The sequence below is a fragment of the Ruegeria sp. HKCCD7303 genome, assembly GCF_013111185.1.
GTDB lineage: Bacteria > Pseudomonadota > Alphaproteobacteria > Rhodobacterales > Rhodobacteraceae > Ruegeria.
In genome coordinates this window covers 765,350-778,087 of sequence record NZ_WVRE01000002.1, presented here as the reverse complement: position 1 = coordinate 778,087, position 12,738 = coordinate 765,350, and the positions used below count along the sequence as shown (strand labels likewise).

At 56.3% G+C, this 12,738-nt stretch carries 13 protein-coding genes; 9 read left to right on the top strand and 4 right to left on the bottom strand.

Annotation, left to right across the window (positions count from 1 at the left end; translation table 11 throughout):
* Position 1 precedes the first annotated feature (1 nt).
* Complete coding sequence (gene rpoH / locus GS630_RS08420; RefSeq protein ID WP_171619259.1) at positions 2–898, top strand: RNA polymerase sigma factor RpoH; 897 nt, start codon at positions 2–4, stop codon at positions 896–898.
* A gap of 44 nt (positions 899–942) precedes the next feature.
* On the opposite strand, the gene GS630_RS08415 is transcribed toward rpoH, so the two are convergent.
* Positions 943–2,028, bottom strand: coding sequence for a fasciclin domain-containing protein (locus GS630_RS08415; protein WP_171619257.1), 1,086 nt, complete (start codon positions 2,026–2,028; stop codon positions 943–945).
* 253 nt (positions 2,029–2,281) lie between these two features.
* On the opposite strand from GS630_RS08415, the gene GS630_RS08410 reads away from it, so the two are divergent.
* From GS630_RS08410 to GS630_RS08400, 3 genes are read left to right on the top strand one after another with little or no spacing between them, the layout of a single operon-like run.
* Positions 2,282–3,256 (top strand): Gfo/Idh/MocA family protein, encoded by a 975-nt coding sequence (locus GS630_RS08410; RefSeq protein WP_171619255.1) that lies wholly within the window; start codon positions 2,282–2,284, stop codon positions 3,254–3,256.
* 58 nt (positions 3,257–3,314) lie between these two features.
* Positions 3,315–3,584, top strand: coding sequence for a DksA/TraR family C4-type zinc finger protein (locus tag GS630_RS08405; protein ID WP_171174636.1), 270 nt, complete (start codon positions 3,315–3,317; stop codon positions 3,582–3,584).
* A 13-nt stretch (positions 3,585–3,597) separates the two neighbouring features.
* Positions 3,598–4,473 carry a DMT family transporter gene (locus GS630_RS08400; protein ID WP_171174633.1) on the top strand — a complete coding sequence of 292 codons (876 nt, stop codon included), beginning with the start codon at positions 3,598–3,600 and terminating at the stop codon, positions 4,471–4,473.
* Here the strand turns inward: GS630_RS08400 and GS630_RS08395 are convergent, their stop codons facing one another.
* The 3 genes from GS630_RS08395 to GS630_RS08385 all read right to left on the bottom strand — a co-directional run bounded on the left by GS630_RS08395 (position 4,474) and on the right by GS630_RS08385 (position 7,644).
* Positions 4,474–6,294 (bottom strand): M3 family oligoendopeptidase, encoded by a 1,821-nt coding sequence (locus GS630_RS08395; RefSeq protein WP_171174632.1) that lies wholly within the window; start codon positions 6,292–6,294, stop codon positions 4,474–4,476.
* Between the two features lie 109 nt (positions 6,295–6,403).
* Entirely contained in the window at positions 6,404–7,354 is a 951-nt protein-coding gene (locus GS630_RS08390) for an alpha/beta hydrolase (RefSeq protein ID WP_171711953.1), read from the bottom strand.
* On the bottom strand, positions 7,354–7,644 hold the full coding sequence (locus GS630_RS08385) for an SCP2 sterol-binding domain-containing protein (RefSeq protein ID WP_171174628.1): 291 nt from the start codon (positions 7,642–7,644) through the stop codon (positions 7,354–7,356). Before GS630_RS08385 ends, GS630_RS08390 begins: the two co-directional genes overlap by 1 nt.
* A 30-nt stretch (positions 7,645–7,674) precedes the next feature.
* On the opposite strand from GS630_RS08385, the gene GS630_RS08380 reads away from it, so the two are divergent.
* The 5 genes from GS630_RS08380 (at position 7,675) to GS630_RS08360 (ending at position 12,688) form a co-directional block, all read left to right on the top strand.
* Positions 7,675–8,283 carry a tetratricopeptide repeat protein gene (locus tag GS630_RS08380; RefSeq protein ID WP_171174626.1) on the top strand — a complete coding sequence of 203 codons (609 nt, stop codon included), beginning with the start codon at positions 7,675–7,677 and terminating at the stop codon, positions 8,281–8,283.
* An 18-nt stretch (positions 8,284–8,301) separates the two neighbouring features.
* A complete protein-coding gene (locus tag GS630_RS08375) occupies positions 8,302–11,118 on the top strand; it encodes a DEAD/DEAH box helicase (RefSeq protein ID WP_216599745.1) in 2,817 nt (938 codons plus the stop codon).
* 6 nt (positions 11,119–11,124) lie between these two features.
* Positions 11,125–11,490 (top strand): RNA-binding S4 domain-containing protein, encoded by a 366-nt coding sequence (locus GS630_RS08370; RefSeq protein WP_171174622.1) that lies wholly within the window; start codon positions 11,125–11,127, stop codon positions 11,488–11,490.
* Positions 11,491–11,556: 66 nt separating this feature from the next.
* The gene (fdxA, locus tag GS630_RS08365; RefSeq protein WP_074735041.1) at positions 11,557–11,895 is read left to right on the top strand and encodes a ferredoxin FdxA; all 339 of its coding nucleotides are present in this window, start codon (positions 11,557–11,559) and stop codon (positions 11,893–11,895) included.
* 283 nt (positions 11,896–12,178) lie between these two features.
* On the top strand, positions 12,179–12,688 hold the full coding sequence (locus GS630_RS08360; RefSeq protein WP_171089457.1) for a CarD family transcriptional regulator: 510 nt from the start codon (positions 12,179–12,181) through the stop codon (positions 12,686–12,688).
* Positions 12,689–12,738: the final 50 nt, after the last annotated feature.

Sequence of the window (12,738 nt, the reverse complement as noted above, 5' to 3'; positions counted from 1 at the left end):
AATGGCAAACTACGCAAATCTCCCCGCACCGACGCCCGAGGGCGGCCTGAATCGCTATATGCAGGAAATCCGCAAGTTTCCCCTGCTGGAGCCGGAAGAAGAATACATGCTGGCCAAGCGCTGGGTCGAAGAGCAGGACACCGAATCCGCGCATAAGATGGTGACATCTCACCTGCGTCTGGCAGCCAAGATCGCCATGGGCTATCGCGGCTATGGCCTGCCGCAGGCCGAAGTGATTTCCGAGGCAAATGTGGGCCTGATGCAAGCGGTCAAACGGTTTGATCCTGAAAAAGGCTTCCGGTTGGCGACCTATGCCATGTGGTGGATTCGCGCCTCGATTCAGGAATATATCCTGCGGTCGTGGTCATTGGTGAAGCTGGGTACAACCTCGGCTCAGAAAAAGCTGTTCTTCAACCTGCGCAAGGCCAAGGCTCGTATCGGCGCGTTGGAGGAAGGCGATCTGAGACCGGAAAATGTCGCTCAAATCGCCAATGATCTGGGTGTGACCGAAGAGGAAGTCATCAGCATGAACCGCCGTATGTCCGGTGGGGATGCCTCGCTGAACGCGACCGTTGGGTCCGAAGGCGAGGGCACGATGCAATGGCAGGATTGGCTGGAAGATGAAGATGCCGATCAGGCGGGTGACTATGAGGCGCGCGATGAATTGGAAGCCCGCCGCGAGTTGCTGACCGCAGCACTGGATGTTCTGAACGATCGGGAAAAGGACATCCTGACCCAGCGCCGGTTGATGGATCAGCCGGTGACACTGGAAGAGCTGAGCACGCAGTACAACGTCAGCCGCGAACGTATCCGTCAGATCGAGGTGCGCGCGTTTGAAAAACTGCAAAAGAAAATGCGGGATTTGGCCCGTGAAAAAGGCATGCTGGCAACCAGCTGACCGAAAAACCAGCCCGCAATCTCTGCGGGCTGGTTTGTTTCGCTTCAAACGAAAACAAAATCGTCTTCAGAGAGCTGACCTGGGCGAACACCAGTCAGTACGATGCTGTCGCCATCGTCCAATTCAATCTCTGTGCGCAAGAACCCACCAGAGATGTCGTCTTCGATATCTTCATAGCTGGTAATCCCGTCATATCCGGACAGATCAATCTTGTCTTTGCCAGCGCGAAAATCGAGGATCAAGTCGTCCCCACCTCCGTTCTCCATGACGAAAGTATCCTTGCCGCGTCCGCCGATCAGGATGTCATCGCCAGCACCGCCATCGATCAGGTCAGCGCCGCGACCTCCATAGATTTTATCGTGGCCATCATCGCCGCGCAAAATATCCTTGCCGCGCCCGCCAAAAACTATGTCATTCCCGTCGCCGCCAAGAGCTACGTCATTGCCTTTACCCGCTTTGATAACATCGCGACCACCACCGCCATGGATGAAATCCTGACCCTTCCCGGTGAAAATGAACTCGTCAGTGTCATCACCCAGAATGAAATCGGTATTTTGCTGACCCAGTATGCTTGATACCGATACCGGAAGCAGCACGCCGTCCAGCACGTGAATGATCCCATTGGACGCATCCACGTCAAATGCAACCAGGTTTGGGTCAGTAATAGCAGCGTCCGCATCAACCAAGCTCGGTGGTGACGTTTCCAGGTTCAGTTCAAGAGATGATCCCAGAAGGGTGTTAATCTCAGCACCGTTACCCAGCGCAACCACGGCGTCCTTGGTGAATTCTCCGTCAACCACATGGTACTTGAGGATATCGGTCAGCAAGGGCAAAGGATCTCCGCCACCAAGAAGCGTGAGTGCCTTGACGATAAAATTCAGCGCTTCCGCCTCGTCATCGCCCGCGAAGCCAAGGGTTTGGGCCAAATTTATGAACGCTGAATCCTTCGGTGCGAAGACCGTCAAATCCACTTCAGGGCTATCCAATGTTCCGACAAGCCCTGCTGCAATCGCTGCTTCACGCAATATGTCAAAGTCATCCGGGTTTTCGTCAAAGGTGCCCGGCGCGCCGCTGTTCAGGACAATCCCGGTTATGGTTTGCTGATCCTTGGTTGTCGTCTGCATATCCATCGTTTTTGGTTTCTCCCACCCAATTGGTTACGTCTGATCAAGACAAGCGGCAGACATAATTGCGCTGCGCACTTGTCGATATGTTTGCTACGGGCAGACACGGAAACGGATCAGGAAAAGTGAATAAGTGGCGGCGGGCCAGCTTGCATGCTACGGGAAAGGCGTGCTTTATTTCGATGACATTTTGAAAGCGTCACATCGTTTATTCTTGCGATGATTGAACAAATTGGCGTGGACAAATAGGGAGGGCGCGATGCAAAGACCTGTTCAGTTTGGCGTTTTGGGGGCCGCGAAATTTGCGCGGGAATATATGGCGCCAGCGATCCATTCCGCCTACGGCGCGCAGTTGGCGGCCCTGGCGACCTCTGACGCGGCAAAGGCGGACCCTTTTCTGTCTTTTTGCCCTGACCTCCAAGTTCACAACAGTTACGACGCGTTGTTGGCGGACCCAGGGATAGACGCAATCTACATCCCTCTGCCCAATCATTTGCACGTCGAATGGAGCCTGAAGGCCCTTGACGCTGGTAAGCACGTGCTATGCGAAAAGCCGATGACTATGCGCGCAGATGAGTTCGACGCGTTGATCGCCAAACGCGATCAAACCGGCCTGCTTGTGGCCGAAGCTTACATGATCGTGCATCACCCCCAATGGCAATTGGCCCGTGATCTGATCGCGGATGGGGCCATCGGGAATTTGGTGCATGTGACCGGTGCGTTCAGTTTTGACAATCGGGCGGATACCGGGAACATCCGTAACCGCGCTGAAACCGGCGGCGGCGGTTTGCGGGATATCGGCGTCTATGTGATCGGCGGTGCACGCTTTGCCACCAGGGAAGAGCCCGTGTCCGTACAATCTGCAATCCGTTGGCAGGATGACATCGATGTCTTTACGGAAATCCGGGCCCAGTTCCCGGGGTTCACCTATTCCGCCTACGTATCCATTCGCGCGCACCCTCATCAGGAAATGGTGTTCCATGGCGAGCAGGGCCTGATCCGCCTGACAACCCCTTTCAATGCCCGAGTGTTCGGCGAGGCACGAGTCGAACTGCATCGTCCAGGGCTAGAGGTTCAGATCACCCGTTTCCCCGGTGCGGACCACTACAAACTACAGGTCGAGGCGTTCTGCCGTTCGGTCCGCGAAGGGGTGGACTATCCCTGTCCACTGGAGTTTTCGCGCAGCACGCAAGAGATGATCGACCGCGTATTTGTCGGCGCAGAGCCGCTGTAACTTGCTAAGCGGCTCAAGCACCGGCTATCGTATCCTCCTGTGTTTCAGGAGGTGAGCCATGGCCGGAGGTTGGGCGCGTGACGGCGCGGTAAGCGAACAGATCGAAGCGTCGATTTCGGATGAGCTGGCGCGGATGCAGGCACAAAAGCGGCCTTTGGGGGAAAGCCTGACACATTGTGCGGAATGCGAAGAACCCATTCCCGAAAAGCGACGCATCGCACTGCCGGGCGTCAAACTTTGCCTCGATTGCCAGCAAGAACGCGATGGCGCGTTCAAATTGAGGGGTGGAGTGAATCGTCGAGGTTCGAAAGACAGTCAGTTGAAGTAATCGGAACAAAGCGATGCTCAGCACCAAACTGACGCAAAATGGTCTGGTTCTGGGATTCCTGGCAGCGCTCCTTTGGGGCACGCACAGCGTTATTGTACGTTATCTGACCAGCGATCTGGGCGGGCTGCAAATCGCTGTAACACGTCTGTTTGTCGCCGCTCTGGCGATCTATTGCATGTTACGTGTGATGCGGGTTTCAGTATCGATTAAGTTGGGCGATTGGAACTTTCGGCTCGCAGTCTTGTCGACGGTGATCAACTACATCCTATTCCATGTTGGCCTTGAATACACAGGCGCGGCAAGTGCCATGGTACTGGAGAATACTGCTCCGTTCTTTGTTCTGATTTTCTTGTATTTCTTTTCCGACACGCAGGTGACACGTGCAGATGTCTTGGCCACGGCGCTGGCAATTCTGGGAGTTTTCCTAACAGTTTACCGGGATTTTCAGGGCGGCGGAGACCCTTTTTATGGCGATCTTCTGGAAATCGGAGCCGGGCTAAGCTGGGCAGTGTTTCTAGTTTCCAGCAGCCGTGCAATGCGCAGCTCAAAATCAACAGAAGAGCGGTTGAACTTCCTTTTCGGTATTTTCCTGTGCGCGGGCGTGCTGTTGCTGCCGTTGGCAGCTTTTTTGTTTAAGCTGCCAACAGCCAACGACGTCTTGTTTTTGACCTTGTTAGGCGTCCTGCCTACCGCATTGGCCTATTACCTTTGGTATGAGGCGGCCGCTCGGGTTTCAACCTTGACAGCCACGTTGATGTTCGCGGCGTCCGTCGTATTTACTTTCATCAACTCAGCCTTGTTTTTGGGGGCCACAATCACTCCAATTGCGGCCCTTGGGGCTGTTTTGATTATCCTGGCCATATTCCTTACAACCAAGAACCAAAAATGATCAGCCTTCCATCGCCTCCAGCTCGTCAATAAAGCCAGAAATCATCGACAGGCCCTTGTCCCAGAACTTCGGGTCGCTCGCGTCCAATCCGAATGGGGCCAGCAGTTCCTTGTGATGCTTCGATCCGCCCGCGCGCAACATTTCGAAATACTTGTCTTCGAACCCGTCCGCTCCGCTTTCGTAAACCGAATAAAGCGCGTTCACGAGGCCATCACCGAAGGCGTAGGCGTAGACATAGAAGGGTGAGTGGACAAAATGCGGGATGTAGGCCCAGAAGGTCTCGTACCCGTCCATGAATTCAAATGCCGGGCCAAGGCTTTCGGCCTGAACGCTCATCCACAATGCGTTGATGTCATCCGGGGTCAGTTCGCCTTCGCGACGGGCCGCATGTAGCTTGCATTCAAAATCGTAGAATGCAATCTGGCGGACCACGGTGTTGATCATGTCCTCAACTTTACCGGCCAGCAGCACCTTGCGCTGTTCCGGGGTTTCGGCTTGATCCAGCATCTTGCGGAAGGTCAGCATTTCGCCAAAGACCGAGGCTGTTTCAGCCAGCGTCAGCGGGGTAGAGGACAGCATCTCACCCTGATCGGCGGCCAGCACCTGATGCACGCCATGGCCCAGCTCATGCGCCAGGGTCATCACATCACGTGGTTTGCCCAGATAGTTGAGCATCACATAGGGGTGGACATCAGTGACTGTCGGGTGCGCAAAAGCACCTGGCGCTTTGCCAGGCTTCACCGCCGCGTCGATCCAGCCCTTTGAGAAGAACGGCGATGCGATCTCGCCCATGCGTGGGTCGAAGGCATTGTAAGCGTCCATGACGGTCTTTTCGGCTTCGTCCCAATTGACGACGCGCGTGTCTTCCATGGGCAAGGGCGCGTTGCGGTCCCAGACCTGCATCACATCCAGACCGAGCCATTTGCGCTTCAGCTCATAATAACGGTGGCTCAGCTTGGGGTAGGCGGCCACAACTGCCTCGCGCAGCGCTTCGACCACTTCGGGCTCTACATCGTTTGACAAGTGACGCCCGGTCTGCGCGGTGGGCATTTTACGCCAGCGGTCGACGATTTCCTTTTCCTTGGCCTGTGTGTTGTGAACACGGGCAAAGGTTTTGATGTTGTCCTGAAACACCGATGCCAGTTCCCGCGCAGCCGCTTCGCGCTTAGAGCGATCCTGCTCGGTCAACAGGTTCAGGGTGCCTTCGATATTCAGCTCTTCGCCGTCAACGTCAAAGGTCAGTCCAGCTATGGTTTCATCAAACAGACGTTCCCACGCATCACCTACAACGCCCAGATCGTGCAGGAATTTTTCCAGCTCATCGGACAGCTGGTAAGGCTTCATCGCTCTGATGCGGCGGAAAACGGGCTCGTAGCGTGCCAAATCGGCATTGGCGTCGAAATGAGCCTTTAGCACATCGTCGTCGATACGGTTGAGTTCCAGAGTGAAAAAAACCAGCGGCGTGGTGAAAATCGTGATTTTTTCCTGCATGTCTGACAGGAACTTGGCGCGCTCGGAATCCGTGGTCAGTTGATAATAGCGCAGACCAGCAAAGGACATGATGCGTCCGGCAATGGAATTGATCTTTTCATTGCGCTGTACACAATTCAGCAAGCCGGCTGCGTCCAGCTCGGCCAGTTTGCCTTCGTAATCCGCGGCAAAGGCGCCGCATTCGCCTTCCAGCCAGCCCAGGTCACGCTCAAGCTCGGGCGCTTCTTCCGAGGTGTAGAGATCGCTCAGATCCCATTCCGGAAGGTTACCAAGGTTGTCGGCACCGCCCATTGCGTTTGCGTCACGGACGGGAAAGGGAAGGTCGCGCATGGATCACCTTTTGTAGATATCTTTTGCAAACATCTAGGGCCGGCGCGACCGGATCACAAGCGGACAGTCCTTTGAGTGGGCAAAGGGGCCGATCTTTTCAGCCCACGGCCTAGCCGGTTGGGTTGGACTGAAAATGCGCGGCCAGCTGATCCAGAACCGGACCGCGCACTTCCAGTGCCTCCATCAACACTTCATGCTCGCCATCCGGGATTTCGACAAGCGTGCCGTTTGGCCAGTTTTCCATACGTGTGCGTATCGCCTTGCGGTCGACGATCTGTTCGTGGCTGCCCAGAAAGGTCAGGCAAGGTGTGTCTGGGGCGGGGTGTTCCATCAGCCAGGTGCATTCGTCCAGCGACTCGCGCAGCCAAAGGTTTGAAGGCGCACCAAGCGCCAGTTCGGGATGGGCCTTTAGTTGATCCTGCATCATCTTAAACATCGCCGCATCGCGGGTCAGCATGTTGCCTTCAAACGGTTGCGACAGGACATAGCTTTCCAGGGTTGTGGTCGGAGGTGTCTTTTCACCAAGACCAAGCGCCGTACCCCAATAGGCTGTCACACGACTGAGGGGTTTCATAACCGGGGTGAAGAAAATACCCCACATCGGTCCGGTGAAAGCACAGGCGGCAAAGCACTTCTGCTCTATCACGGCGCGTAACCCAATAGCACCGCCCATTGAGTGTCCGATCACATTCCAGGGTTTCGGCAGATCCAGCGCACGGGCAAGATCTAGCGTCGCCTGAACGTCATGCTGGTAGTCTGTAAACTGATCGACATGGCCAATACGAGGGTTGTCCAGCAAACGGTCCGCCAGGCCCTGACCGCGCCAATCAACCGCCAGCATGGCAAAGCCGCGTTGGATGAACTCGGCTGCGGTGCTTCCGTATTTCTCGATATATTCGGTTCGACCGGGAAACATCAGCACCGTGCCATGCGCATCGCCTTCGGGTCGCCAATGACCCACACGGATTCGAATCTGGTCAGAAGTCATCAGCCAGTGGGCGCTCCCACCGGCGGGACCGCCGGCCACGTCTTCAAAAAAAGGGGCCGGCGTCAATTCCATCAGGCCAACACCGATGCGAGTTTCATAGCAACGCCCATGTCGCCATCAATGGTCAGCTTGCCCGACATGAACGCACCCGTAGGGTTCAGCTCACCGCTGAGGATTTGCTCGAACGTTTCGGCGTCAGCGCTCATTGTAACGTCCGCATCATCGTCACTGACGCGCGCGCCGTCTGCGTCCAACACGATTGCGCCCAGATCGGCGATAGCAAACTTGGCCGAGGCGTCGAATGCGCCGCCTTCCAGTTTTTCATTCAGCGCGGCTGCCGCCTTTTCAAGAATCTCGCTCATGCTTTTCCTCATTTTGTTAGTGCGCCGTGAATGGACATCCCCGGTCGCAACGCTACACTGACGATTGTTATGAGCATTGCAATCCACAATCTCAAAGGTACCGTTGCGGCACTTGTTGTCCTAGTCACGTTTTCCACCAGTTGCTTCGCGCAACAGGCGGATTTGCGGGATGAAGACGCGCTGCTGCAGCAACTGGCCCAATCCACGCCCGAACAGGCTATGGCTCTGGATCGGCAGTTGCAGGCGCTGTGGGCACAGTCCGGTTCAGCTTCGGCGGATCTGTTGTTGGAACGAGGGCGCGAAGCGCTTGAAAACGGAGACGTAGACGCCGCATTGGATCATCTGACAGCGTTGACAGATCACGCACCCGAATTTGCGGAAGGCTGGCATGTACGTGCCTCGGCTTTTTTCGGAATTGAACGGTTCGGAATGGCGGCTGCTGATCTGGAGCATGCATTGACCCTCAACCCCAACCACTATGAGGCAATATATGGGCTGGGTTTGATCTTTGAGATTATCGGAGAGCCTCAGAAAGCCTATGACGCGTATTCGCGGGCCTTGGCTATACATCCCCATCATGAAGAAGTAACCAATGCGGTGAATCGACTGAAGCCTCAGGTTGAAGGCGCAGCGCTGTAAGGTCTGGGGCAGGGGGCAATGGTGAGCGGGTCATCCCGAGTAGTGGCCGTATTGGGCCCGACAAACACAGGTAAAACCCACTACGCAATCGAACGGATGCTGGGATACCGCACCGGCGTGATTGGTTTGCCGCTGCGTCTGCTGGCGCGCGAAGTCTATGATAAGATCGTTGCCATTCGTGGCCCGTCGGTTGTGGCCTTGGTAACGGGTGAAGAGCGCATCGTGCCGCCGCGCACCCAGTATTGGGTCTGCACGGTCGAGGCCATGCCTGAAGGCATGGGGGCAGATTTCGTTGCGATCGACGAAATCCAACTTTGTGCCGATCCCGAACGCGGCCACGTCTTTACAGATCGTCTGCTGCGATCCCGTGGCACGAACGAGACGCTTTTCCTAGGCTCTGACACTATGCGCGGCCCCATCGCGGCGCTTGTTCCCGAAGTGCAATTCGTAAGGCGCGAACGGATGTCTCAACTGGTCTATTCTGGGTCAAAGAAGATCAGCCGGATGCCTGCACGCAGCGCCATTGTCGGATTTTCGGTCGACAATGTTTATGCCATCGCGGAATTGCTGCGCCGTCAGAAAGGGGGGGCGGCCGTTGTAATGGGGGCGCTCAGCCCACGAACGCGGAATGCTCAGGTTGACCTCTATCAAAACGGCGAAGTCGATTATCTGGTTGCCACCGACGCCATTGGGATGGGGCTGAACCTGGATGTGAATCATGTCGCGTTTTCATCTCTGACCAAATTTGATGGCCGCCGGATGCGCCCACTGGCCCCGAATGAACTGGCGCAGATTGCGGGCCGGGCCGGTCGCGGGATGTCTGATGGCACCTTTGGTGTGACGGGCGAGGCCCTGCCGCTGGACGAAGGTGTGGCGCAGGCCATCATGGACAGCCGCTTTACGCCGATGAAAAAGCTGAACTGGCGGAATGCCGCCTTGCGGTTCGGCTCCATCGACGCGCTGATCACTTCGCTTGAGGTCAGCCCAAATGATGAGCATCTGATCAAAGCGCGCCCTGCGGATGACCTGAACGCGCTCAAATCTCTTTCGCAAGTGACCGAGGTCGTAGCCCGCGCCAGCGATCCGCAATCCATCCGTTTGTTGTGGGACGTGTGCCGAATCCCCGATTTTCGCGGCATCAGCCACGCAGAACACGCCAGCTTGCTTGAAGTGATCTATGGTCACCTGCACGAGCGCGGATCGATCCCGGATGATTTTATGGCGCGGCAGATTCGCCGTATCGACCAGACCCAGGGTGACATTGATACGTTGTCCAAAAGGTTGGCATATATTCGCACTTGGACATATGTTGCGCAACGAAACGGCTGGGTCCGTGACGAATCGCATTGGCGTGACGAAACACGCACTGTAGAAGACAGACTGTCAGACGCGTTGCATGATCGTTTGACTCAAAGATTTGTGGACCGGCGTACATCTGTTTTGCTGCGCCGGCTCAAACAGAAGGAGGCCCTTTTGGCCGAAGTAAATGACAAGGGTGAAGTGACCGTCGAAGGCGAATTCGTCGGTCGTCTGGAAGGGTTCCGGTTTACACCGGACAAAAGCGCGCAAGGGACCGAGGCAAAAGCTTTGAAATCGGCTTCTTTGCAAGCACTCGCGCCGCAATTCCATCTGCGCGCCGATCGCTTCTACAATGCGCCCGATACCGAAATTGATTTCACGGATCAGGGTGGCCTGATGTGGGGCGAATACGCCGTCGGCAAGCTGGTTGCCGGGGCAGAGCCTCTCAAGCCAATGGTCGAGGTTTTTGTGGATGAGGCCGCAGGGCCGGATGTCGAACAGAAAGTGCAGCGCCGGTTGCAGCATTTCATCGACCGCAAGGTCGCTGCGCTGTTCGAGCCGCTGCTGAACTTGTCGCGCGACGAAGAACTGACGGGACTGGCGAAGGGCTTTGCCTTTCGCATGGTAGAAGCCTTGGGCGTTCTGCCACGCGGTCAAGTCGCGCAAGAGGTCAAGGATTTGGATCAGGATGCCCGTGGCGCGCTGCGCAAGCATGGCATCCGGTTTGGCCAATTCACGATCTTCATGCCGCTGCTGCTGAAACCCGCGCCTACACGCCTGCGTCTGGTGCTGTGGGGCTTGTCCAGCGGTTTGCAGGAATTCCCCGAAGCGCCGCCTCCGGGTCTGGTCACTGTGCCCGTCGCCAAGGACGCGCCGCAGGGCTATGACACTATGTGCGGCTACCGCGATGCGGGCGAACGTTCGATCCGGATCGACATGTTGGAACGTCTGGCTGACATGCTGCGTGCCGAAGACAGCCGGGGAGGGTTCGAAGCCAAGCCGGACATGCTGTCGATCACCGGCATGACGTTGGAACAATTCGCAGACCTGATGCAGGGCCTGGGCTACAAGGCCGAGCGTGGCGAGCGCGAAAAACTCAAACAGGCGCCGGTGGAAACATCTGCGACTGAGTCTTCTGATCAAGCCAGCGCGCAAGAAACGCCAACTGCAGAAGTTGCAACCGACGAGGTTGCAGCACCCGCCGAGGCATCAGACGAGGCCACGACAAGCACCGAGGCGGCAGCCGAGGCACCAGCGCCTGACGCCGCACCGGATGAGCCCGAGGTTGAGGTTTTCTATACCTTCACCTGGGGCCGTCAACGCCAGCAAAACCGTGGCCCGCGCCGCGAGCAGGGGCAGGGCAAAGGCAAGCCCCGTGGCAAACCCCAGGACGGTCGCGGCAAGCCGCACGGCAAGAAGGGCGGCAAACCTCAGGGTGCCAAGACCTTCTCGTCACGGCCTCCGAAAAAGGAAAAGGCCATTGATCCCGACAACCCATTCGCTGCGGCGCTTATGGGTTTGAAAGACGGCAACTGACACAAGATGGCCGAGGCCAAGCTGCGGATCGACAAATGGTTGTGGCAGGCGCGGTTCTTCAAGACCCGTAGCCTGGCAGCCAAGCAGGTCAGTGGCGGCCATGTCCGATTGAACGGAAACCGGGTGCTCAAACCGGCGCAAGCCGTGGCATCCGGAGACGTTCTGACCTTTCCCCAGGGCCGTATCGTGCGGGTTGTGCGTGTAGAAAAACTGGGCGAACGCCGCGGTCCGGCCCCCGAGGCGCAAACGCTGTACTTCGATATGACGGAAAAACAGGACGTGCCTCCTAAAAATCCGGGGTTCGAAGGAAAAGGTCGTCCAACCAAGAAGGATCGGCGCGCTCTTGATCTTTCTCGCACAGAAGATCGCTGATCCCATCTTGAAGAGCGGGCCAGACTGAATTAGCTAGTCGAACGAACCGCAAACGGGAATCCGCTCATGACCTATGTTGTCACCGAAAACTGTATCGCCTGCAAATACACAGACTGCGTCGAAGTGTGCCCGGTGGACTGTTTCTATGAAGGTGAGAATACATTGGTTATTCACCCGGACGAATGCATCGACTGTGGTGTTTGTGAACCGGAATGCCCGGCAGACGCAATCCGCCCGGATACTGAGCCGGGAATGGAGCAATGGGTTGAGTTCAATCGCAAGTTCTCGGAACAGTGGCCGGTGATTGTTACAAAGAAAGACCCGCTTCCCGACGCTGAAGAGCGCGACGGTGAAGAGGGTAAGATGGAGAAGTATTTCTCTGAAGCACCCGGCGAAGGCGGCTAAGCGATTCGCGAAGAAAGCGCACGGCACAGCGCGAAGATCTTGAAATAAAGCATTGTGCGCGCAGGTAATTCGAATATTTTCCTTTGGGTAAACTTTCGGGTGTCGTATTTTTGTGATATACTCAGTTTTCATATGATGACCGAGATTGGGATGCGCTCCGTAAGTATGCTCGCTTTGGAGTACTGAATTTATGACAGAAACGCCGCCTGACGGGGCTGAGACAGTCCCGGCACGTGGTGCTTTTGTTGTCTGTGTCCCGGTCCGTAAGCAAGGAAAAAACTGAATGACAAAGTCGAAAAAGCTTGAGTTCCGCCCCAACGACTATGTTGTCTATCCCGCCCATGGCGTGGGTCAGATCATCTCGATTGAGGAGCAGGAAGTTGCGGGTTTCTCGCTCGAGCTGTTCGTCATCTCATTTGAGAAAGACAAAATGACACTGCGGGTGCCGACCAACAAAGCAACCGAATCCGGTTTGCGGTCGCTCAGCTCGCCAGATGTCATCAGCCAGGCGATGAAGACATTGAAGGGCAAGGCCAAGGTAAAACGCGCCATGTGGTCCCGCCGCGCCCAGGAATATGAACAGAAAATCAACTCGGGCGACCTTATCTCGATTGCCGAAGTTGTCCGCGATTTGCATCGCACCGACGATCAACGCGAGCAGAGCTATTCCGAGCGTCAGCTTTACGAAGCTGCTCTGGAACGCCTGACACGTGAGGTTGCAGCTGTTTCCGGTGCTGGCGAAGTTTCGGCCGCCAAGCAGGTAGACGAAGTCCTGACCTCGCGCGCCGCCTGATTGCAAGAGAATCGTGATTAAGGCCGCTCTAATTGGGGCGGCCTTTTTCG

Excerpts from the sequence above, each read along its gene's own strand:
- rpoH (WP_171619259.1), top strand. The coding sequence starts at position 2 with ATGGCAAACTACGCAAATCTCCCCGCACCGACGCCCGAGGGCGGCCTG.
- GS630_RS08415 (WP_171619257.1), bottom strand. The coding sequence starts at position 2,028 with ATGGATATGCAGACGACAACCAAGGATCAGCAAACCATAACCGGGATT.
- GS630_RS08410 (WP_171619255.1), top strand. The coding sequence starts at position 2,282 with ATGCAAAGACCTGTTCAGTTTGGCGTTTTGGGGGCCGCGAAATTTGCG.
- GS630_RS08405 (WP_171174636.1), top strand. The coding sequence starts at position 3,315 with ATGGCCGGAGGTTGGGCGCGTGACGGCGCGGTAAGCGAACAGATCGAA.
- GS630_RS08400 (WP_171174633.1), top strand. The coding sequence starts at position 3,598 with ATGCTCAGCACCAAACTGACGCAAAATGGTCTGGTTCTGGGATTCCTG.
- GS630_RS08395 (WP_171174632.1), bottom strand. The coding sequence starts at position 6,294 with ATGCGCGACCTTCCCTTTCCCGTCCGTGACGCAAACGCAATGGGCGGT.
- GS630_RS08390 (WP_171711953.1), bottom strand. The coding sequence starts at position 7,354 with ATGGAATTGACGCCGGCCCCTTTTTTTGAAGACGTGGCCGGCGGTCCC.
- GS630_RS08385 (WP_171174628.1), bottom strand. The coding sequence starts at position 7,644 with ATGAGCGAGATTCTTGAAAAGGCGGCAGCCGCGCTGAATGAAAAACTG.
- GS630_RS08380 (WP_171174626.1), top strand. The coding sequence starts at position 7,675 with ATGGACATCCCCGGTCGCAACGCTACACTGACGATTGTTATGAGCATT.
- GS630_RS08375 (WP_216599745.1), top strand. The coding sequence starts at position 8,302 with ATGGTGAGCGGGTCATCCCGAGTAGTGGCCGTATTGGGCCCGACAAAC.
- GS630_RS08370 (WP_171174622.1), top strand. The coding sequence starts at position 11,125 with ATGGCCGAGGCCAAGCTGCGGATCGACAAATGGTTGTGGCAGGCGCGG.
- fdxA (WP_074735041.1), top strand. The coding sequence starts at position 11,557 with ATGACCTATGTTGTCACCGAAAACTGTATCGCCTGCAAATACACAGAC.
- GS630_RS08360 (WP_171089457.1), top strand. The coding sequence starts at position 12,179 with ATGACAAAGTCGAAAAAGCTTGAGTTCCGCCCCAACGACTATGTTGTC.